Raw genomic sequence first — 20,388 nt, 5'->3', positions numbered from 1 at the left:
CGCGTGGCCCGCAAAAATGTTTGTAAAGGAATGAAACGCCACATGGCTAACGCAACCATGGAGGAATTCGAAGCCCTCCTTAATGAAAGCTTCGAAATGGACACCCCGAACGAGGGTTCGGTTGTCAAAGGCAAGGTCATCGCAATCGAAGCAGGCCAAGCCATCATCGACGTCGGCTACAAGATGGAAGGCCGCGTTGATCTGAAAGAATTCGCAAACCCGGGTGAAGCTCCTGAAATCGCCGTTGGCGACGAAGTGGAAGTCTTCCTGCGCGCGGCTGAAAACGCCCGCGGCGAAGCGGTTATCTCGCGCGAGATGGCCCGCCGTGAAGAAGCATGGGACCGCCTGGAAAAAGCATATGCCGACGACCAGCGCGTCGAAGGTGCGATCTTTGGTCGTGTCAAAGGTGGCTTCACCGTCGATCTCGGCGGCGCCGTGGCCTTCCTGCCCGGTTCGCAGGTTGACGTGCGCCCCGTGCGCGACGCCGGCCCGCTGATGGGTCTGAAGCAGCCGTTCCAGATCCTGAAAATGGACCGTCGCCGTGGCAACATCGTTGTATCGCGTCGCGCGATCCTCGAAGAGTCCCGCGCCGAGCAGCGCGCCGAGGTTATCGGCAACCTGCACGAAGGTCAGGCCGTGGACGGTGTCGTCAAGAACATCACCGAATACGGTGCGTTTGTTGACCTGGGCGGTGTTGACGGGCTTCTGCACGTCACCGACATGGCATGGCGCCGTGTGAACCACCCGTCGGAAATCCTGACGATCGGTGAAACTGTCAAGGTACAGGTCATCAAGATCAACAAGGAAACCCACCGCATTTCGCTGGGCATGAAGCAGCTGCAGGACGATCCGTGGGATCTCGTGGCCGCCAAGTACCCGCTGTCGTCGGTCCACAAGGGCCGCGTGACCAACATCACCGATTACGGCGCCTTCGTGGAGCTGGAGCCGGGTGTCGAAGGTCTCGTGCACGTCAGCGAAATGTCCTGGACCAAGAAGAACGTACACCCCGGCAAGATCGTCTCGACGAGCCAGGAAGTGGACGTCATGGTTCTCGAAATCGACGGCGCCAAGCGTCGCGTTTCGCTGGGTCTCAAGCAGACCATGCGCAACCCGTGGGAAGTGTTTGCAGAAACCCACCCCGAGGGCACGCAGGTCGAAGGCGAAGTCAAGAACATCACCGAATTCGGTCTGTTCATTGGCCTGCCGGGCGAGATCGACGGCATGGTTCACCTTTCGGACCTCAGCTGGGACGAGCGTGGCGAAGACGCCATCCAGAACTACCGCAAGGGCGACGTTGTCCAGGCGGTTGTCTCGGAAGTCGACATCGACAAGGAGCGTATCTCGCTGTCGATCAAGGCGCTGGGCGGTGACAAGTTCGCAGAAGCCGTTGGCGGCGTGAAGCGTGGCTCGGTCATCACCGTTGAAGTGACCGCGATCGAAGATGGCGGCATCGAGGTCGAGTACGAAGGCATGAAATCGTTCATCCGTCGTTCGGACCTGAGCCGTGACCGTGCAGAGCAGCGCCCCGAGCGTTTCTCGGTCGGTGACAAGGTTGATGTGCGCGTGACCAACGTGGACAGCAAGACCCGTCGTCTGGGCCTGTCGATCAAGGCACGCGAGATCGCCGAAGAGAAAGAAGCCGTGGAACAGTACGGTTCGTCGGATTCGGGTGCATCGCTGGGCGATATCCTGGGCGCCGCGCTCAAGTCGGGCGACGAGTAAGTCTTTCGACATACGATTTGAGAAGCCCCGCCGGAAACGGCGGGGCTTTTTTGTTGGCCGGCGATCGGCTCTCGGGGCGGGTGCGTGGACCGGATTGAGGGCGCGGGCGAGCGCCCGGAGCGGGCTGCACAGGACCGCGAGAACGGGACTTTTCATTCATTTCGTGATAGGATTTGAGCGGTGAAGTCCGGAGGCATCTTCAATGCCGAGCTATCGTACATCGCATTTTCGCTTGCAGTCCGGTTTCGTGCTGCCCGAGCTGGACATCGCCTACGAGTGCTACGGCGACCTGAATGCCGAAAGATCGAACGCAGTTCTTGTGCACCACGGAACGACAAGCACGCATCATGCCGTCGGTCGAACGACTCCCGACTTACGTGAAGGTTGGTGGGATGGCATCATCGGCCCCGGAAAGCTCCTCGACACGGACAAATTCTGCGTCATTTCCTCGAATATGCTCGGCTCTTCCTACGGCACGACCGGGCCGAACTCCTTGAACCCGGAGACAGGGCGGGCCTGGGGCGCCGATTTTCCCGAAATCACGCTTGAAGACATGGTCCGCGCGCAGAAATGTCTTATTGATGCTTTGGGCATTGATCAGCTTCTTGCCGTGGCTGGTGGATCAGTTGGGGGATTGCTGTCGTTTCAGTGGGCGGTCACCTATCCTCGGGCCATGCGGGGCATTATCGCCGCCGACTGCGGCCCGGTGAGCCAGTTCGGAACCAGCGCGGCCTTGCCTGAACTTGTCGCCGAACTGCAAGCGGACCCCAATTGGAACGATGGACATTATGCAGAAGCGGGGGGGGCTCTGGGACGTGATGACCCGCATCCGGATCAGAACCCTGCTGTCCTACCAGTTCATGGAAAAGTTCGAAGGCCAGATGCCAAGACGGGATGTCGAGAAACTCTTGCACGAAACGTCGGCGGAATGGGCCGACGAATTCGATCCCATGAGCCTGATCGTCTTGAATTCGGCGATCGGAGATTTTGACGTCTCGGACAGGCTCGACCGCATTCGCGCGAGGTTCTTCTATGTGCTTTGCGATACCGATGAATTCTACCCGGCCTCGATCGGACAAGGGGTTGCCGAGGAGATGCGTGCAGCGGGCGCAGAGGTGACATTCCATGAAGTGCGCAGCCACATGGGGCATTATTCCACTTCCGTCGAGCCGGAAAAATGGGTGCCGCAGGCGCGGGCCTTTCTTGCCGGATTGTGATCCACAAACAAGTCGGGATGTGAGCGACCTGTAGCCGGTTCGCCGGGCAGGGGGGGGGCAGGTCTTTGCGGGAAGGAAGGGGCGTCAACCGGGTTGATCGTTTTGATTTCCGTTCGCACGTGGTCGTGATTGAATGGGCGGGGACAAACGAGGGGACTGTGATGACGTCGAAAAAGGATCTTTTGCAAAAGCTGCTCAAGGGGATCGAAACCGGCGATCCCGAGGCGGCGGCGGTGGTGAACGAAGCGCGCTATGTCCAGCACAACCCGCAGACCCACGAGGGCAGCGAGGGGTTGGCGGCGCTGTTTGCGCGGCTGTCCAAAACCAATCCGAAGGTGACGTTTGTCAGGGTCTTCGAGGATGGTGATTTCGCGTTTGCCCATAACCTTTATGATTTTGACAGGCTTCGGGTCGCGTTCGAGGTGTTTCGCTTTGAAGACGGGCTCGCCGTCGAGCACTGGGACAATATCCAGCCGGAGCGCGGGCCGAACCCGTCCGGGCGGGGCATGCTTGATGGGGAGACCGGGATCACGGATCTCGAGAGGACCGAGGCGAACAGGGCGCGGGCGCGGGCCTTTGTCGAGGAGGTGCTGATTGGGCAGCAGCGCGCGCGCCTGCCCGAATACGTGGCGGCGGATCTGATCCAGCATGACCCGGATATCGGTGATGGGGCCGACGCGTTGTGGGCGGTGTTGCAGAACGAGGCCACTGGGCCGGGGGCAAGGCGGTATGATCGGCTGCACCGGGTCCTGGCGGAAGGCAATTTCGTGTTGTGCATGAGCGAAGGGCGTCGGGGCAATCTGCCAACAAGCTATTACGATCTGTTCCGCCTTGAGGCGGACAGGATCGTCGAGCAGTGGACCACGGTGGAAACCATTGCCCCCAAGGATCAATGGAAGAACAACAACGGCAAGTTCTGAGATGGCGACGCGTCGGGATATTGTCGGATGGCATTTGTCATCCTGAACCGCGGGTCGGGGTATCATTGCACTTCGATGGCGGTGTTTTGCCCGTTGCACGCGACACAGCAGGGTATCAAAGGGCCGGGTTTTGACGTAGAGATCAGGTTGTCGCAGAACTCGATGGAGGGTTCGTCTGATGGCAGAAAAGACTGCCCGTTTGACCGATCGTTATGACGTCGCCGCGCCTCGTTGGGGCGACAAGATGCGCACGTTGGGATACTATGATGCCTATCTCGGCTTTCTTTCTGCTCAACGACGAAACGACGGCGGCGACCTGCGCGTCGTTGACGTTGGCGCGGGCACAGCGTCCTTCTCTGAAGCCTGGGTTGCGATAAACGGCCCGCCGCGCGAGTTGATCTTGCTTGAGCCAAGCCGGACAATGCTTGGACTTGGCGGAACAGCACTACGCAGACGTGGCGTTGAGCCGAGGATGGAAATGTCCTTGTTGGGTGAAGCGGATTTGGGTCTGTCAGAAGTCGTTCTGGCGGCGCATGTCATCGAGCATTGTCCGGATCCGTTACGTGCCCTCAGGCAAATGCGCGACCTGCTTCGCGAAGGTGGCCGGTTGCATCTCGTGGTGTCCAAACCGCATTGGTGCAATGCAATCATATGGCTGCAGTGGCGTCATCGTACTTTTCTGGAGGGTGAGATCGTGGCGCTCGTCCAAGAGGCCGGTTTTGACATTGAGCGGATGTACAGTTTCCCGTCGGGGCCGCCATCACGGACCAGCCGCGGGATCGTGGCCGTTCGAAAAAGGTAAACCTCTGGCAGAAGCGCGCGTGGGATTTTCGAGGGACGGTTCAGGCACGTTTTTGCGCGCGCGCCTGTCCGTGTTCGTCGCGGGCGTACTGATCCAGCATGACCCGGATATCGATGATGTGGCCGACGCGGTGTGCGCGGTGTTTCAGCGCGCGGCCGGGCATTGCAGGGCGGTATTTGCAGTCCTGAACAGAGGATCAGCTTTTCATTGCGAATCAATGGCTTCTCTGCGGCGCGGCGGGCGTGCTGGTTGAAGGCATGGGGGAGGAATTCGCCAAGTGGGACGCCGATTCCGCAGGGAATCTCGGGGATTCGGCAGGATTTCGCGCCCAAGGAGTGTGTTTCCATTTTCCGTTTGCGCGGTTTCTTCCTATAGTCGGGGCGATGCATGCGGCCAAAGACGTGCACACCCAGGGAGACATGAACCGATGATCCGTTCGGAACTGATACAAAAGATTGCTGATGAAAACCCGCACCTCTACCAGCGCGACGTGGAGCGTATCGTGAATACGATCTTCGAGGAGATCACCGATGCCATGTCGCGGGGTGATCGGGTGGAGCTGCGTGGCTTTGGTGCGTTTTCGGTGAAGCAGCGGGATGCCCGCGTCGGGCGCAATCCGCGCACGGGAGAGTCGGTGGAAGTGGAAGAGAAACACGTGCCCTTCTTCAAGACGGGCAAGTTGCTGAGAGACCGACTGAACGGAAAGTAAGGAATGCGTTACATTCGCTATGCCTTTCTGGGCATACTGGGCGCCGCGCTGATCGCGGTGGCGCTTGCAAATCGCGAGATCGTGACCCTGACCCTGTTGCCGCAGGCGCTTGGGGAACTGATCGGGATCAACCATTCGATCAGCCTGCCGTTGTTCGTGGTGATTTTTCTAGCCATTGCTGCGGGATTGCTGATCGGATTCGTCTGGGAGTGGATGCGTGAGCATCGCCACCGGGCGGAGAAATCCAAGGCCGAGAAGGAATTGCATCAGACCAAGCGCGAGGTGCGGCGTCTGAAAGGCAAGCAGGCCGAAAACAAGGACGAGGTTCTGGCGTTGCTGGACGAGGCGAGCTGAGTCGCAGTTTGAGTATTTTGGGCAAGATGAAGGGGCGGGTTGCGCCCCTTTTTGCCGTGTGGGATGAAGAGCCATGGATATCCGGGTGAAAATCTGCGGGCTTCGCGAGCCTGAACATGTGGCGGCGGCGGCTGAGGCCGGGGCGGCCTATGTGGGGTTCGTGTTCTTTGAAAAATCGCCGCGCCATATCGGAGTTGCGGCTGCGCGGGATTTGGCGCTCGAGGTGCCGGTGGGAGTTGCCAAGGTGGCGCTGACCGTGAATGCGGATGATGCGTTTCTGGATCAGCTGGTGGATGCGGTGCCGCTCGACATGCTGCAGCTTCATGGCGGTGAAAGCCCGGAGCGGGTGGCCGAGATCCGGGCGCGGTTCGGTCTGCCGGTGATGAAGGCTGTAGGGATCGCCGGGCCCGAGGACGTGGCGCAGATCGACGCCTATGGCGCGGTGGCGGACCAGTTGCTGATTGATGCCAAACCGCCCAAGGGCGCGGATTTGCCGGGGGGCAACGGGCTGGCCTTTGACTGGCGGTTGGTGAACCGGAAATACTGGCCCTGTCCGTGGATGTTGGCCGGGGGGCTGACGGCGGCGAACGTGGCCGAAGCGGTGCGCATGACCGGCGCGCGACAGGTGGATGTCAGTTCGGGCGTGGAAAGCGCGCCGGGGGTGAAGGATGCCGGATTGATCCGGGATTTCGTCAAGGCCGCACAGGGGCAGGCGGTGCCGGTTTTGCGGTAACAGGGTTTTGTTGCTTGTTCCGAGTGGATCGGGGCACGCGGCAGCCGCTTTCCCGCTTGCCCTGTAGCTTCGTGCGTTCTAGGTAAAACCGACGCTAGCGAAGGACGACCCCATGGCCAATGATCTTTTCAATTCCTTCATGACCGGACCTGACGAGAAGGGCCGTTTCGGCGATTTCGGGGGACGGTTTGTCTCTGAGACGCTGATGCCGCTGATCCTTGATCTGGAGGCGGAATACGAGAAGGCCAAGGATGACCCGACATTCTGGGCCGAGATGGACGATCTTTGGAAGCATTACGTTGGCCGTCCGAGCCCGCTTTATTTCGCACCGCGCCTGACCGAAAGCCTTGGCGGCGCCAAGATTTATCTCAAGCGGGACGAGCTGAACCACACCGGCGCGCATAAGGTGAACAACGTGCTGGGCCAGATCATCCTGGCGCGGCGCATGGGCAAGACCCGGATCATTGCCGAGACCGGCGCGGGTCAGCACGGGGTGGCCACGGCCACGGTCTGTGCCAAGTTCGGGTTGAAATGCGTGGTCTATATGGGGGCGCATGACGTTCAGCGCCAGGCGCCGAACGTGTTCCGGATGCGTCTTCTGGGCGCCGAAGTGATCCCGGTGACATCAGGGCGTGGCACGCTCAAGGATGCGATGAATGATGCGCTGCGTGACTGGGTCACGAATGTGCGCGACACGTTCTATTGCATCGGGACTGTGGCCGGGCCGCACCCCTATCCGGCGATGGTGCGCGATTTCCAGTCGATCATCGGCAAGGAAGTGCGCTGGCAGCTGGCCGAACAGGAGGGCGAGGGCCGTCTTCCCGACACGGTGATCGCCGCGATCGGCGGCGGTTCGAACGCGATGGGACTGTTCTATCCCTTCCTTGACGACAAGTCGGTCAACATCATCGGGGTCGAAGCCGGTGGCAAGGGCGTGGACGAGAAGATGGAGCATTGCGCGTCGCTGACGGGCGGGCGCCCCGGCGTTCTGCATGGCAACCGCACCTATCTTTTGCAGGATGATGATGGGCAGATCCTTGAAGGCTATTCGATTTCGGCCGGGCTCGATTATCCGGGGATCGGGCCGGAGCATAGCTGGCTGCATGACATCGGCCGGGCAAGCTATGTGTCCGTGACCGACAAGGAGGCGCTGGAGGCGTTCCAGTATTGCTGTGCCCATGAAGGGATCATCCCGGCGCTGGAACCCAGTCATGCGTTGGCGCATGTGATGAAGATCGCCGGCGATCTGCCCAAGGATCATATCATCGTCATGAACATGTGTGGCCGGGGTGACAAGGATGTGCAGACCGTGGCGCGCTATCTCGGGTTCGACATGAGTGACACCGAGGGGCGTCCGGCGGACTGAACCCGCGCAACGCTGTTCCGAAAAACATGTAAGGGGCGTCTTCGACAAGAGGCGCCTCTTTTTTTTGTGTCTGTTCGCGCCCCGGGCTTCGGGGAGGCCATAAACCCAGGTTTATGGCTGTAATCCTTTGAAAAATGCAGGGGATGGTAAACCCCAGACCTATGGACGGCGCCCGCCGGCGCGGGCTTTGCTGGGGGTACCGAATGGCACGGGCCATGTATTGAATTTGATATCTCGAACAACCACGGGGGCACCGGAAAGATGGGGCGAAAACTGAGGGCATTTCTATCTGTTACCCTTGGCTTCGTGCTTGTCGTTCTGGCCGAGGAGGAAGGCGTTCTGGATAACATGGTCGATGCCGCCTTGGGGCGCTATCCCAAGGCAAGTTCGGATCCGTTATTGGTCGCGGAAAGCCCGACCGTCCTGCTTGGCAGCATATGGGGCGGATGGGCAAGTGAGACCCGGGCGGCGCCCCGCCCGGTAGGTGAGTGAAATGTGGTTTCGACTCAGACGCCTGGACCAGTGCATCCCATTCCCGGATCAGGCGAACTTGGCCTCATGGAGGTGGTGCGTGTATTCCCACGCATCCACGGGCGATTTCATGAGGTGCGATGATTGGCGGTGTGTTGCGTGACAAATCTGTCCCTCGAGCGTAACCTACGCCTTCATCTTGCCGGTCGCCGTTGCTTCCCCAGAGCACGGCGGCCGGAAAACATGGTTTGGTCATGAAACATCTCAAAATCATAGCATGCGTCCTGGTACCGACCCTTGCGGCACAAGTGGCGAGCGCGGAGGCGGTTGCAGAGGCGATCGTGCGCCAGTTGCGCGCGCTCGGGTATTCCGAGTTCGACGTGTCGCGCACCTTTCTTGGACGTGAGCGCATCGTTGCGCGCACGGAAACGCGCAGTCGCGAAATCGTGGTGAACCCGCGGACCGGCGAAATCTTGCGCGATTTCCAGAAGGGCGGTTTTGGACTGGCGTCCGATCCCATACTGGGAGCAAAGAAAGAACAGGCGGACGTGGCACAAGCCGGGGACAAGGAAACATCGGGTCAGGGCCGTGGAAATTCCGACAAAGACACTTCCGGGAAGGAAACTTCTGGCAACGGAAACTCGGGCAACGGGAACTCGGGCAACGGTGTGGGCAACGGGACTGGCAATGCCGACAGCAGCGGGAATGGGAATGCTGGTGGGAACGGGAATGGAAATGCCGGTGGGAACGGCAACGGGAATGGCAACGGGCGGGGTGGCTCGTGAGGCTTCGCAGGACATCCTGACGTCCCATGAGGCCATAGCGTGCTGATGCGCGTGCGCCGGTCGCGCCTTTGGCTGATCCTGTTGATCGTGGTCCAGGGGGGCTGCGCGATCTTTTTCGTGTCCGACATCCTGTTGACCGTGATCGGTGTGCGCATGTCCCCGATCAGCTGGCAGAGCCGCGAGTTTCTGGAAATCGGTGCCGCGGTGGGCTTGTTTCTCGGGGTGGTGCTTGGATGGGTGGCGTTCCGGCGAACCCTTGCGGACAAGCACGAGGCCGAACAGAGCCTGCGCAATGTGCGCATGGCCTTCGTTGATCACATGGACAAGCGGTTTGCGGACTGGGGGCTGACCCCGGCAGAGCATGAGGTTGCGCTGTTTTCGGTCAAGGGGCTGAGCATTCAGGACATTGCCGATCTGCGCAACACGTCCGAGGGCACCGTCAAGGCGCAGTGCAACGCGATCTATCGCAAGGCAGGCGTCACCGGGCGCGCGCAGCTGATGAGTGTCTTCCTTGACGATCTTCTGGACAGCGACAAGGAGTTCACCGGCACACCGCCGCGTTAATGTGCGCCATAAATGGCCAGGATATCCAGCGGCACGATGTCGAGCGCGCGTTGGTGCGTGGCGGCAAGATTAACCCGCGGGGCGCAGCCTTCGTCATGGGCCTGCAGGAAACGCCCGGCGCAGAGGCACCAGTGATCGCCCGGCTTGAGTCCGGCAAAGCCGAACTCGGGGCGCGGGGTCGAGAGATCGTTGCCGACATACTTGGAAAAGGCGAGAAACTCGGCCGTCATGATGGCGCAGACCGTATGGCTGCCCTGATCCTCGGCGCAGGTATTGCAATGCCCGTCGCGGAAGAACCCGGTCAGGGGTTCGGTGGAACAGGGGGCAAGGGCGGTGCCAAGCACGTTGAGGCTGGGGTCTTTCTCGATCATGGGGGTATTGTTGCATGCGCGGGTATGCGGCGCAAAGGGACAAATCCTGTATGGCCATTTCACTTTTGGATTGACGCAAGGCAGGGCTTTGTCAAAGGCTGGGCGTCATGAAACAGATCACCGAACCCGCCCGCCAGATTGATGTCATCCACGAAACAGACGTGCTGGTCGTTGGCTCGGGGCCGGGGGGGCTTTCGGCGGCGCTGGCGGCGGCACGGGCCGGGGTCGAGGTGACGTTGGTCGAGCGGTTCGGCTGTTTCGGGGGCAATATCACCGTGGTCGGCGTGGAGGGGATGCATTGGTATCGCCACGAACAGACCGTGGAGAGCATGGGCATTCCCAAGGAGTTCGAGGACGCCGCGAAGGACGCGGGCGCGGCGGTGCCAGAGAGCCAGTCGCTGAGCTATGAGATCGACAGCGAGGGGTTCAAGCTGGTCGCGGATCGCATGGTCGAGGAGGCGGGCATTCACCCGATGCTGCACCGTCAGTTCGTGGCGCCGATCATGGAAGGCGATGCCATTGTCGGCATCATCACCGAATCCAAGGCCGGGCGCGAGGCGATTTTGGCCAAGCGGGTGATTGACGCGACGGGCGACGCGGATGTGGCGCATCGCGCCGGTGCGCCGACGCGGATGACGCCGCGGGAAGAGATGATGGCGGCGTCGGTGATGTTCCATCTCGCCGGGGTGGACAAGACCCGGTTTATGGAAGGTATCAAGGCCGATCCCCAGACCTATGCGGATTGGGGCGGCGGCGGGGAGTGGAATATCGAGACCTCGGGCAAGGAGGACGAGATGTTTTCGCCCTTCCTTGGCAAGCCCTTTGCGCAGGCGATCAAGGCCGGCATCATTCCGGCGCATCTCAATACGATTGCCGGGACGTGGGGGGCGATGCATGACACAGGCGAGCTGACCTATATGAACCTCGTGCATCTGGACGGGGTGGACGGAACCGACCCGGACAGCCTCACGCAGGGCGAAATCGAGGGGCGCCGGCAGGCGATGCTGGCGATCGAGGCGCTCAAGCGGTTCACGCCGGGATGCGAGGGCGCCCGGCTGCGTAACTTCGGGATGAGCCTTGGCGTGCGGGATACGCGCAAGGTGGATACGGTTTACGAGATGCGCGAGGGGGATGTGCGCGAGCAGGGGCGGTTCGAGGATTCGATTGGCATATTCCCCGAGTTCATTGATGGCTATGGCGTGCTGATCCTGCCGACGACGGGGCGGTATTTCCAGATCCCCTATCGCAACCTGTTGCCCAAGAAGATCAAGAACCTGTTGGTGTCGGGGCGGGCGACAGGGGCCGAGCGCATTGCCCATGCAGCGACCCGCAACATGGCGTGTTGTGCGGTGATCGGGCAGGGCGCAGGTGTGGCGGCGGCACTGTCAGTGAAACAGCAGGGGCGCGACCTGGATCAGGTGGATATCGGGGATATCCAGAAAGAGCTGGAACGGCAGGGCGCGCGGGTGTTCTAGTACGCCCGTTTGCCGGGCAGCGCCCGACCATGGGACGGTCGGGCGCTGCCCGGCGGCGCGCTATGCGCGCCGTGATTCCGGGCTTTAGTTTAGCGCCGCAACGATCTCGCGGAACATGGCGATGTTGCTGTCGGTTACACCGCTTTCCTTGAACTGGCGATCAGCCGAGTTCATTGCGATCACCACGCCGCTTGGACGGTCAACGTAGATGTATTGACCATAAACACCGATGCCGAAGAACTCTTCGGGTTGGGCGTCTTTGGGCATCCACCATTGATAGCCATACTGCAGTTCGCCCGGTGCCGTGTTGGCGCTTGGGGTCGTGCTTTCGGCGGCCCATTCGGCGGGCACGATCTGAACGCCGTCATACATACCGTTCTGCAGGAACATCTGGCCAAAGCGGGCATAGTCGCGGGTGCGGATGTTCAGCCCGCCCAGAACAAAGGCCACGCCAACGCCGTCGGTGACGTAGTAGGGGCTTTCTTCATAGCCAAGCGGGGCGATGATTTTCTCGGACAGGAGCGAGGCCACGTCGCGCCCGGTGGCGCCACGGATCACCATGCCAAGGACATGGGTGTCGATGGACACGTATTGCCACTGGCTGCCCGGTGCGGTGAAGGTTTCCGAAAGGCTGGCGGCGAAATCGTCCATCGTGCCTCCAAGGGCAAGCACGCGGCCCATGCGGTTGATGTCGGAATTGAAGTCGAGATAATCCTCGTCAAAGGTCACGCCCGAGGACATCTGCAACACGTTGCGGATGGTGGCGCCGTCATAGGCGGTCCCCGTCAGCTTGGGGGCGTATTTCGTGACCGGGTCATCAAGGCTGTCGATCTGACCTTCGGCCAAAACGATGCCGAAGAGGGCGGAGAGATAGGATTTGGCCACCGACCACGAGATGCGCAGATCGTCGGGCGCGGTGTCCTTGTAATAACTTTCATGCACGATCCGGCCGTCCTTGAGCACCACCAGAGAGGTCACGGAGCGCGCGGTCAGCCAATCGTCGATGCCGGAAGGCAGGGTCATGTCCGAGCCCCTGGGCAAATCCGAGACGGGGGTGTCGCCGCGCGACACGGGACGGGTGAGGAACAACTGGTCCATGTTCGAGAAATTCCAGACGATTTTCTCTTCTGAAAACAACGAGTTCACGGCCAGAAGGCGGTGGATTTCCTCGCGTTTCCAGACATAGACGACCACCGCCGCGAGGACGAACATCAACAGGATGCGGCCAAGCCATTTTCCGAATGTGCGCATGGGTTCCTCTCTCCCTTCTGGTCCGGGAGAGAGTTGAACAGAGCGTTGCCGCTGGGGCAAGGGCGACGTCAGGGCAGGTGGGTTGGCGCCTGCCAGTCGACCCAGCGACCGTGAAAATCGGCGCGCCCGAGGGCGATGTCGTGGTTTCCGGGCCAGAGGCGCAGGCGGATGGCGGCGCCGGGGGTCTTGTCGTCGGCTTCAAGAGAGAGCCACGCCAGCGGGGCGTCGGGCAGGGCGGCATGGCCTGCGCCAACGATGATTTCTTCGCCGCGTTCCTGTGCGTGGGCGGGAAAATACTGCCATGCAACGGTGTGATAGATCAGGTGCAGCGTGCCGGGCACAGGCGCAAGGCGGCTTTCGAGCCAGTCGATCGCATCACCCTGTTCCAGCGGGGCGTTCTGAAGTGCGATGGCGGCGCGGGTGCGGGCAAGACGTTCGGATTGATCGGGCCAGAGATAGGCCAGCAGGCGCAGCTGATCGGCGGGGTCTTGTGCATTGAGCGGGTTGAGGTCGACGCCGCGCCTCTCGGTGATGTTGAGTGGCGTCTCGGGCGGTAGGGACCCGCGCCAGTCGGGGGCCAGTTGCACCGGGCTTTGCGGGCCATAGTCCGCCCCGTCCAGCGCCATGTGGAACTGGTCGAACATCAGGTTCAACCCCGCCGACGCCCCCAGTTCTGTCAGGCGGATGGGCAGGCCATGGCGTTCGCTCAGCAGGTGGGCGGCGCCGATCAGAACGGCGGCGCGGCGCACCTCGTTGGTTTGCGGCGCGTGGTCGATCCATTCGGTGAGAAAGGCGTCGTGGGTGTGAAGTGCGCCCTGCACCGCCTGCCAGAGATCCGCGTCCGGCACGCTGTTGGGTGGGTAGGCGGCGGCAAGGGCCGGGTCCATGCCCTGCAGGACCAACGCATGAAGACCTCCGGCGATGCGCAGTGGCAACGAGGCGGCCATGGGGCCGATATCGCCCTGCCAGGCGGCACATTTCTGCGCCAGCGCCGTATCGGTCGGCCAGCGGTCCGCAAGCAGGCGCAGCAAGCGGCCCATGAAGGGGCTGTCGAGCCCTTCGCAGGCGTCGGCCTGAAACAGGAAGGCGTCGCGCAGGGCGGTCATTTGAACTTGTCCATGAGCTGTTGCAGCTTGGAGCGGGGTTCGGGCTGGGCCGGGGCCGGTTCAGGTGCTGGCTTTGCTGTTTTCGGGGCCGGGGTGTCGGCCTTGGGGGCCGGGTTCTTGGAGGAACGGGGCGGCTTCACACGTAGGGCCACGGCGTTCATGAACTTGCCTGTGTCGCCCTCGGCCAGATGCGGGGCGCCGTCGGAAATGCCGCGCAGGAGATCGTCAAGCCAGTCGGCATCCGCCTTGGGGAAATCGCGCAGCACATAGCCCGAGACCGCGTTCTTGTTGCCGGGATGGCCGATGCCCATCCGCACGCGATCGTAATGCGGGCCGATATGCTGGTGGATCGAGCGCAGGCCGTTATGGCCCGCATGGCCGCCCCCCGCTTTGGCACGGCATTTGCCCGGCGCGAGGTCAAGTTCGTCATGGAAGACGGTCACATCGGTGCTGTCGAGCTTGTAGAACCGCATGGCTTCGCCGACCGACTGACCGGAGAGGTTCATGAAGGTTTCCGGTTTCAGGAGCAGCACTTTCTCGCGGCCAAGACGGCCTTCGCAGAGGGACCCCTGAAACTTGGATTTCCACGGGGAAAAGCCATGGTCGGCGGCAATCTGGTCAAGCGCCATGAAGCCGATATTGTGCCGGTTGTTCGCATATTTGGCGCCCGGATTCCCGAGGCCGACAAAGAGTTTCATGGCGCGTTTCCCATTCGTCGTGATGGTTGCTCTATAGGTGGCAGGGGCTTAGGAATCAATCAAGGGTAAGGCAGGAGCGGGCAGGCGTGACGGTTTACACACTCAAAGGCGTCGAGATCGGGCTGCCCGAGTTTCTGGTGGGCACGGCGATCGAAGACAAGATCCGGGCCGGGGAATACGAGAGCAAGGAAAGCGACGCGGCGCTGAAGCGGTTGCGCAAGGGCTGGAAGGTGCTTGAGCTGGGCGCGGGACTGGGTTTTGTCAGCTCGGTCTGTGCCTCGGTAGTGGGGGCGGAAAACGTGATCAGCGTGGAGGCCAACCCGCAGATGCTTGATCCGGTGCGGGCCAACCTTGAACGCAACGGGTTTGGGGGTGTCACGCTCTTGCATGGGGCCGTCGTCGGAGATGACCACGAAGAGGAAACCGTGCGGTTCCGCGCCGGAAAACTGTTCTGGGGCGGGTCCATCGTCGAGGAGGGTAAGAGCCATGACGACATGGTCGAGGTGCCCGCTTTGCCGATGTCGCATCTCTTGGCCATTTATGAGCCGAAATTCGTGATGATGGATATCGAGGGGGCGGAGGCACATCTTTTCGAACGGCCATGGCCGCGCTGCGTGAAACATGTGGTGATGGAGATTCACCCCAGCCGCTATGAAAGCAAGCAGGTGATCCGCAAGATGGTGGATTGCATGTCGAAATCCGGCCTGACTTATGACCCGGTGATGAGCAACGGGCGCACGCTGGGCTTTATGCGGGTGGCGAAGGGGCGGAGGTGAGGCCGCCCCGAGGTCTGGTCAGCGCAAGAGGGCGTCCGCCAGACCGATGAAGGCGATCACGCGACCGGTGTCGGGGCTCATGCGGAAAATCTCGCGTCCGACCATGTAGTAAAGATAGCTGTCGTCGAGGCCGTAGCGGTCATAGTCGCGGATGATCTTGTAATCCCGGAGGATTTTGTCACCGTTCTTGTAGGCCGGATGATAGCCCGGATACTTCTTCTTGGCTTGCCCCGGCGGGATGCAGGGCGGGTTCTTTTTGGCCAGACCCGGCGGACAGTTCGCAACATAGGTGGGGTCCGCGTGTTTCGGGCCTTTGGTCTTGCCGTTCCCGTTGCCTGCGAAAGCAGGCGTCGCGGCAAGGGCCAATGCGGCGAGGGCCATCGGTAGCTTGGTTTTCACAGACATTTGGACGCTCCTTTTGTCGTTCATATAGGTGTTCAACGTCGAAGGAGTGTAGCGGGTTCCCATTGTTCTTTACCGATCTGCGATTTGTTGCCTATCAGGGCTTTTGGGTGAGCGGGAAGTCACTCAAAAGCGGTCAGGGCATGCCGACCCACAGCTGCTTTGAGGGGAACAGGTGCTCAACTGGCATCTGTCACACAAAAAAAACGGCGCTCCGGGTGGAGCGCCGTTTCAAAACCGTCGGGAAGACCCGGTGCGGTCTTATTCTTCGGTGGCTTCTTCTTCGCCCTCTTCGCCTTCACCTTCTTCGTTCTCCGAGGAACGCAGGCCCGAGGGGGCCGAGATGTTGGCAATCACGAAGTCGCGCTCGACGGTCGGCTTGGCGCCGTCGGGCAGGGTCACGTCCGAGATGTGGACGATGTCGCCGATGTCGAGACCTGCGAGGTCAACCGTGATGCTCTCGGGGATATCGCCCGCGGTCACGTTCAGTTCCACCTCGGGACGCACAACGGTCAGAACGCCGCCCTTCTTGATGCCCGGTGCCTGGTCTTCGTTGATGAAGTCCACGTGGATGAACAGGCTGATTTTCGAGGTGCGGCGCAGGCGCAGCAGGTCGATATGGGTCGGAAGGTCCTTGACGACGTCACGCTGAACGCTGCGGCAGATGACGCGCACGTCTTCCTGACCGTCGACTTTGAGGTTCCACAGGGTCGAAAGGAAGCGGCCTGCCTTCAGTTTCTTCAGAAGAACGTTGAAGGGGATCTGGATCGCTTGGGGATCAGCCTCGCCACCATAGACGACACCGGGAACGAAACCGTCGCGACGCGCTTGACGAGCGGCGCCCTTGCCTGTCCCCGTGCGTGCTTCGGCGTGAAGATCAGGAATCTGACCAGCCATGTTGTATACTCCAATAGATAGGGCAGGGTGCCTCCAAGGCTGTCACCCCGCGTGAAGCCGCGTCCTTAACGCGGATTCGTCCGGTTGCAAAGGGGGTTTTGTCGGGTTTGGGGCGGTTTTTCGCGCCCTATTCCTCTGAATAGGCGCGCAGCACGCCATCGGCCTGAAGAATCCGGTCATAGAGCGCGAAATCCTCGGGGCGGGCGGCGCGCAGTTTGGCTTCGACCTCAGGCGAGAGGGGGGCCGGGATTTCGGGAGAGACGTTCTTTTGCTTGGGCTCGATCTCGCGTTCGAACCGCTGTTCGAGGAAGTCGCGCAGGAGGCGCTGGCGTTCATAGGCAAAGAGGTGGTGGACTGGCAGGCCCTTGCCAGCCAGCGTCAGGAAGGAATGCTGGCTTCCGACACCGGCCGGTTTGGACGGTTTGTCGGAGATCACGTCGAGCACGTATTCGTCGAAACTGACCCCGCCATGGCAGTGTTTGTTGTCGCCCATGCGTTCGGGGCTGCGGTATTTGTACCAGGAGCGGATCACGTCGATGGGATCGCGCATCACCGCCATGCGTTCGGGTTTCAGCCCGTAAGTCTGGTCGAGAAAGGGCGCGAAACGCTTGTGGAACTTGCCCACGGTCATGTGTTTCGTGGCCTTGGTGAAGGCGATGTCGGCGGCGGGGCGCAAAGCGAGTTCATAGGCCGTGGTGCCGGTTTTCGGCACCGAGAGAAACGCAAGATTCTGTTTGAAAAAGACCAGCAATTGACCTGCCCCTGAAATGCCCGGCGCCACTATTGCGCGCCGGGCGGGGGGTGTCCAGTTACTGCTGCCAGCGGCCTTCGAAATCCTCGGGGATCAGGAGGATGTCGCGGGTCACTTCGTCGATGCGGCGGTGCCCGCAGAGCGCCATTGAGATGTCCATCTCGTTGTGGATCACGCGCAGGGCTTCTTCGACGCCCTTCTGTCCCATGGCGCCAAGACCGTAGACGAAGGCGCGCCCGATGAAGGTACCCTTGGCGCCCATCGCCATGGCCTTAAGGACGTCCTGTCCCGAGCGGATACCGCTGTCGAGATGCACTTCGATCTTGTCGCCCACCGCGTCGAGGATAGAGGGCAGGGCGCGGATCGAAGACAGGGCACCGTCAAGCTGGCGGCCACCGTGGTTGGAGACGACGATGGCGTCGGCGCCCACGGAGAGCGCCATTTTTGCGTCCTCGGCATCGAGAATGCCCTTGAGGATCACCTTGCCGCCCCATTCTTCCTTGAGCTTGCGCACCTTGTCCCAGTCGAGCGAATGGTCAAAGCTTTCCCGCGTCCATGCGCCGAGGTCAGCGGCGTCCGAGATGCCGTCCACATGGCCGACGATATTGCCGAAATTGCGCCGCTTGGCGCCCAGCATTTCGATACCCCAGGACCACTTGGTCATCAGGTTGGCGATGGTGGAGGGGGTCAGCTTGGGCGGGGCGGAGAGGCCGTTCTTGAGGTCCTTGTGGCGCTGGCCCAGAATTTGCAGGTCGAGCGTGATGACGAGGGCGGAACACTTGGCATCCTTGGCGCGCTGGATCAGGCGGCTGACATAGTCGGTGTCGCGCATGGTGTAGAGCTGGAACCAGAAAGGTTTGGTGGTGGCCTCGGCGACTTCTTCGATCGAGTTGATCGACATGGTCGAGAGGGTGAAGGGCACGCCGAACTCTTCGGCGGCGCGCGCCGCTTTGATCTCGCCATCGGCGCATTGCATGCCGGTGAGGCCCACGGGGGCGAGGGCGACGGGCATGGAGACGTCCTGGCCGATCATCTGGGTTGCCAGCGAGCGGTTGGTCATGTCCACCGCGACACGCTGTTTCAGGTAGATCTTGTCAAAATCCGAGGTGTTTTCGCGGAAGGTCTGTTCCGTCCAGCTGCCCGACTCGGCGTAGTCGTAGAACATGCGGGGCACACGGCGGTGATAGATGCGCTTGAGGTCTTCGATACAGGTTATGACGGGCATTTTGGTCCACTTTCCCTCATATTGGTAAAGGTTCTTTACCAATATCGGGATTTTGACGCAATGGGAATTTGGTCGCAGGGGGCGCTTTGGCCGCCTGCGGTGCGTTGTTTTACCGAAATCGGGCGGCTCAGATCGTGTCGACGGCCCCGGCGCCCGAGTAGACCTCGACGATATGTTTGTCGGCGGCACTGGCGAGAGCGGCGATTTCGCGGCGCTGGTCCTCGGAGAGGACGCCGCCCTCGGGCTGGGCCTTGATCGCGGCAAGGGCGTGGTCGCGGGCTTCGTCAAAGGCGGTGCGGCGGCCCGAGGCTTCGTAGTCGTCGCGGCCCATGCGTTGAAAGACGCGCGGGGTGAGCTGGTCGCGGCAGCCTGCGACGGTGTGGTTGCTGTCGAGGAAATGACCGCCCTGGGCGACGCGCATCATTTCGTCGAAGTTCAGCGCGTCGTCGGAAATGTCGGGCGTGCGAATGAAACGGCGCATCATCGCGCCGATTTCATTGTCGAGCACGGCTTGCACCGGGCTGAAGACGGTGGCGCATTCAAGTTGACCAATGCCACCGAGGATGTCGGCACCGGAAAGGGCAACCGTCTGCATCAACAGCGCGCGTTCGGCCATGGATTGATGATCGGCATCGGGCGTGTCCGAGCCGGAGCCGTAGGTGTGGGCCATGAGGCCATAGCTTTTGCAGATCTGGATCGAGAGCGAAGCGGCTTGCAGGGCCTCGACCGAGGATTGCAGCGCCGAGCCGGTGCGCATGTCGAGCGCGAACATCAGCGGCGTGGCGATGACCGGCAGGCCGGGCGAGAGCACATGCGCCATGGTCACCATGCCGACGATCTCGGCCACGGCCATGAGCGAGAGGGCGGCAGGCGAAAGCGGTGCGGTGCCGCCAGCAGAGGGCAGGGAGCAGGCATGGACCGGGACGCCGTATTTGCCGCAGGCGATGATGACCTCGGTGTCCATGTGTTTGAACTCGAGCGGCGAGAAGGAACAGGTGATGGTGCTGGTCGAGGGATGCGCGCGCAGCTGGTCTTCGCCCCCGGCGGCGATGGCGGCGATCTTCAAAAGGTAGTCGACATTTTCCTTCTGATAGGGCTGCATCCAGACATGTTTGTTGGTGTGGCTGGTTATGCGGGCATAGGAGTGGATATCGGCGGTGACTTCGGGGACGCCATGCACGAAGGGGTGGGCGATAAAGCCGACCTGATCCAGCGTGTCGGCCACGGCGGCGATTTCACCGGCGGCGGTGAGGTCCATGTTGCGATACGACGCGTCGCGCGGATCGACATAGCCATGACCGCCGGTGCCGGTGCGCAGGATGAAGCCCTTGTCGGGGCGGGGCACCTGCATGTCGCGGTCGCGGGTTTTGCCCGCGAGGGTGCAGGTTTTGGGCGTGGCGGCGAGCGCTTCGTGAACCAATGCGCGGGGCAGGCGGAAGCGGCCCGCCTCGCTGCCTTCGGTGGCCCCCGCTTTGCGCAGCGCGTCCTGCGCGGCGGGGTGCACGATCATCATGCCGTAATCTTCGAGCAGGGTCAGGACGCGCTGTTTCAGCGTGTCGATCCGGGTGGCATCGAGAAAGCCGAAACCGGCGCGCGGGGCGATGATGTGGTCGAGGGAAAAGGCGTCTGCGCTGGCGCGGCTGACGGGTGGGTTCTTGCGGCCGCGGCGTTTGCGGGGGGCGGTATTCTGTTCCATTTCGGGTCCTCCGGAGATGAAAAACGCGGAAATGGCACACACCGATTAAAGCTCACTGCCTGCCGACTTGAGCGACCAAAGCCTAGCAGGGGTGGGG

Annotated in this window: 24 protein-coding genes; 14 read left to right on the top strand and 10 right to left on the bottom strand. The window is 61.5% G+C overall.

Features of this window, described 5'->3' with window-relative positions:
• Positions 1–42: 42 nt before the first annotated feature.
• The 5 genes from rpsA to BMZ35_RS00185 all read left to right on the top strand — a co-directional run bounded on the left by rpsA (position 43) and on the right by BMZ35_RS00185 (position 4,661).
• The gene (gene rpsA, locus BMZ35_RS00205; protein WP_093092406.1) at positions 43–1,722 is read left to right on the top strand and encodes a 30S ribosomal protein S1; all 1,680 of its coding nucleotides are present in this window, start codon (positions 43–45) and stop codon (positions 1,720–1,722) included.
• Positions 1,723–1,924: 202 nt separating this feature from the next.
• A complete protein-coding gene (locus BMZ35_RS00200) occupies positions 1,925–2,713 on the top strand; it encodes an alpha/beta fold hydrolase (RefSeq protein WP_093089948.1) in 789 nt (262 codons plus the stop codon).
• Positions 2,673–2,939: a hypothetical protein gene (locus BMZ35_RS00195; protein ID WP_093089947.1), complete on the top strand. Its 267-nt coding sequence runs from the start codon at positions 2,673–2,675 to the stop codon at positions 2,937–2,939. The genes BMZ35_RS00200 and BMZ35_RS00195 overlap by 41 nt, the downstream gene beginning before the upstream one ends.
• Before the next feature lie 161 nt (positions 2,940–3,100).
• Positions 3,101–3,859, top strand: coding sequence for a nuclear transport factor 2 family protein (locus tag BMZ35_RS00190; protein ID WP_093092404.1), 759 nt, complete (start codon positions 3,101–3,103; stop codon positions 3,857–3,859).
• Between the two features lie 178 nt (positions 3,860–4,037).
• Positions 4,038–4,661, top strand: a complete 624-nt coding sequence (locus tag BMZ35_RS00185; protein WP_242654658.1) for a class I SAM-dependent methyltransferase — start codon at positions 4,038–4,040, stop codon at positions 4,659–4,661.
• Positions 4,662–4,701: 40 nt separating this feature from the next.
• On the opposite strand, the gene BMZ35_RS21185 is transcribed toward BMZ35_RS00185, so the two are convergent.
• Positions 4,702–4,824 (bottom strand): hypothetical protein, encoded by a 123-nt coding sequence (locus tag BMZ35_RS21185; RefSeq protein ID WP_278247106.1) that lies wholly within the window; start codon positions 4,822–4,824, stop codon positions 4,702–4,704.
• 264 nt (positions 4,825–5,088) lie between these two features.
• On the opposite strand from BMZ35_RS21185, the gene ihfB reads away from it, so the two are divergent.
• The 7 genes from ihfB to BMZ35_RS00150 all read left to right on the top strand — a co-directional run bounded on the left by ihfB (position 5,089) and on the right by BMZ35_RS00150 (position 9,643).
• Positions 5,089–5,370 (top strand): integration host factor subunit beta, encoded by a 282-nt coding sequence (gene ihfB / locus BMZ35_RS00180; protein WP_093089946.1) that lies wholly within the window; start codon positions 5,089–5,091, stop codon positions 5,368–5,370.
• Between the two features lie 3 nt (positions 5,371–5,373).
• Entirely contained in the window at positions 5,374–5,724 is a 351-nt protein-coding gene (locus BMZ35_RS00175; protein ID WP_093089945.1) for a lipopolysaccharide assembly protein LapA domain-containing protein, read from the top strand.
• A gap of 73 nt (positions 5,725–5,797) precedes the next feature.
• Complete coding sequence (locus BMZ35_RS00170) at positions 5,798–6,457, top strand: phosphoribosylanthranilate isomerase (RefSeq protein WP_093089944.1); 660 nt, start codon at positions 5,798–5,800, stop codon at positions 6,455–6,457.
• A gap of 112 nt (positions 6,458–6,569) precedes the next feature.
• On the top strand, positions 6,570–7,823 hold the full coding sequence (gene trpB / locus BMZ35_RS00165; protein ID WP_093089943.1) for a tryptophan synthase subunit beta: 1,254 nt from the start codon (positions 6,570–6,572) through the stop codon (positions 7,821–7,823).
• 261 nt (positions 7,824–8,084) lie between these two features.
• Entirely contained in the window at positions 8,085–8,315 is a 231-nt protein-coding gene (locus tag BMZ35_RS00160; protein WP_093089942.1) for a hypothetical protein, read from the top strand.
• Positions 8,316–8,548: 233 nt separating this feature from the next.
• Complete coding sequence (locus tag BMZ35_RS00155; protein WP_093089941.1) at positions 8,549–9,079, top strand: hypothetical protein; 531 nt, start codon at positions 8,549–8,551, stop codon at positions 9,077–9,079.
• A 45-nt stretch (positions 9,080–9,124) separates the two neighbouring features.
• A complete protein-coding gene (locus tag BMZ35_RS00150; protein WP_093089940.1) occupies positions 9,125–9,643 on the top strand; it encodes a helix-turn-helix transcriptional regulator in 519 nt (172 codons plus the stop codon).
• Here the strand turns inward: BMZ35_RS00150 and BMZ35_RS00145 are convergent.
• Entirely contained in the window at positions 9,640–10,014 is a 375-nt protein-coding gene (locus BMZ35_RS00145; RefSeq protein WP_423227736.1) for a DUF2237 family protein, read from the bottom strand. The two genes, BMZ35_RS00150 and BMZ35_RS00145, sit on opposite strands and share 4 nt — an antisense overlap.
• A 107-nt stretch (positions 10,015–10,121) precedes the next feature.
• On the opposite strand from BMZ35_RS00145, the gene BMZ35_RS00140 reads away from it, so the two are divergent.
• The gene (locus BMZ35_RS00140; RefSeq protein ID WP_093089939.1) at positions 10,122–11,489 is read left to right on the top strand and encodes an FAD-dependent oxidoreductase; all 1,368 of its coding nucleotides are present in this window, start codon (positions 10,122–10,124) and stop codon (positions 11,487–11,489) included.
• Positions 11,490–11,573: 84 nt separating this feature from the next.
• Here BMZ35_RS00140 and BMZ35_RS00135 read toward each other — a convergent pair whose 3' ends face one another.
• The 3 genes from BMZ35_RS00135 to pth all read right to left on the bottom strand — a co-directional run bounded on the left by BMZ35_RS00135 (position 11,574) and on the right by pth (position 14,544).
• Positions 11,574–12,740 (bottom strand): serine hydrolase domain-containing protein, encoded by a 1,167-nt coding sequence (locus tag BMZ35_RS00135; protein WP_093089938.1) that lies wholly within the window; start codon positions 12,738–12,740, stop codon positions 11,574–11,576.
• Between the two features lie 68 nt (positions 12,741–12,808).
• The gene (locus BMZ35_RS00130; RefSeq protein ID WP_093089937.1) at positions 12,809–13,846 is read right to left on the bottom strand and encodes a DUF2332 domain-containing protein; all 1,038 of its coding nucleotides are present in this window, start codon (positions 13,844–13,846) and stop codon (positions 12,809–12,811) included.
• Positions 13,843–14,544 (bottom strand): aminoacyl-tRNA hydrolase, encoded by a 702-nt coding sequence (gene pth, locus BMZ35_RS00125; RefSeq protein ID WP_093089936.1) that lies wholly within the window; start codon positions 14,542–14,544, stop codon positions 13,843–13,845. The genes BMZ35_RS00130 and pth overlap by 4 nt, the downstream gene beginning before the upstream one ends.
• An 86-nt stretch (positions 14,545–14,630) precedes the next feature.
• Here pth and BMZ35_RS00120 point away from each other — a divergent pair, with 86 nt between their 5' ends.
• Entirely contained in the window at positions 14,631–15,320 is a 690-nt protein-coding gene (locus BMZ35_RS00120; protein ID WP_093089935.1) for an FkbM family methyltransferase, read from the top strand.
• An 18-nt stretch (positions 15,321–15,338) separates the two neighbouring features.
• Here the strand turns inward: BMZ35_RS00120 and BMZ35_RS20810 are convergent, their stop codons facing one another.
• From BMZ35_RS20810 to BMZ35_RS00095, 5 genes are all read right to left on the bottom strand, one after another.
• A complete protein-coding gene (locus tag BMZ35_RS20810; protein ID WP_242654656.1) occupies positions 15,339–15,725 on the bottom strand; it encodes a hypothetical protein in 387 nt (128 codons plus the stop codon).
• Between the two features lie 258 nt (positions 15,726–15,983).
• Positions 15,984–16,619 carry a 50S ribosomal protein L25/general stress protein Ctc gene (locus BMZ35_RS00110; RefSeq protein WP_093089934.1) on the bottom strand — a complete coding sequence of 212 codons (636 nt, stop codon included), beginning with the start codon at positions 16,617–16,619 and terminating at the stop codon, positions 15,984–15,986.
• 127 nt (positions 16,620–16,746) lie between these two features.
• Complete coding sequence (locus BMZ35_RS00105; protein ID WP_093089933.1) at positions 16,747–17,370, bottom strand: hypothetical protein; 624 nt, start codon at positions 17,368–17,370, stop codon at positions 16,747–16,749.
• 58 nt (positions 17,371–17,428) lie between these two features.
• Positions 17,429–18,595, bottom strand: a complete 1,167-nt coding sequence (locus BMZ35_RS00100; protein WP_093089932.1) for an alpha-hydroxy acid oxidase — start codon at positions 18,593–18,595, stop codon at positions 17,429–17,431.
• 127 nt (positions 18,596–18,722) lie between these two features.
• On the bottom strand, positions 18,723–20,291 hold the full coding sequence (locus BMZ35_RS00095) for a trimethylamine methyltransferase family protein (protein ID WP_093089931.1): 1,569 nt from the start codon (positions 20,289–20,291) through the stop codon (positions 18,723–18,725).
• Positions 20,292–20,388 lie beyond the last annotated feature (97 nt).

This window comes from Shimia aestuarii (assembly GCF_900114635.1).
Taxonomy (GTDB): domain Bacteria; phylum Pseudomonadota; class Alphaproteobacteria; order Rhodobacterales; family Rhodobacteraceae; genus Shimia; species Shimia aestuarii.
The sequence above is the reverse complement of the archived record's forward strand: the minus strand, read 5'-3'. Positions and strand labels throughout refer to the sequence as shown.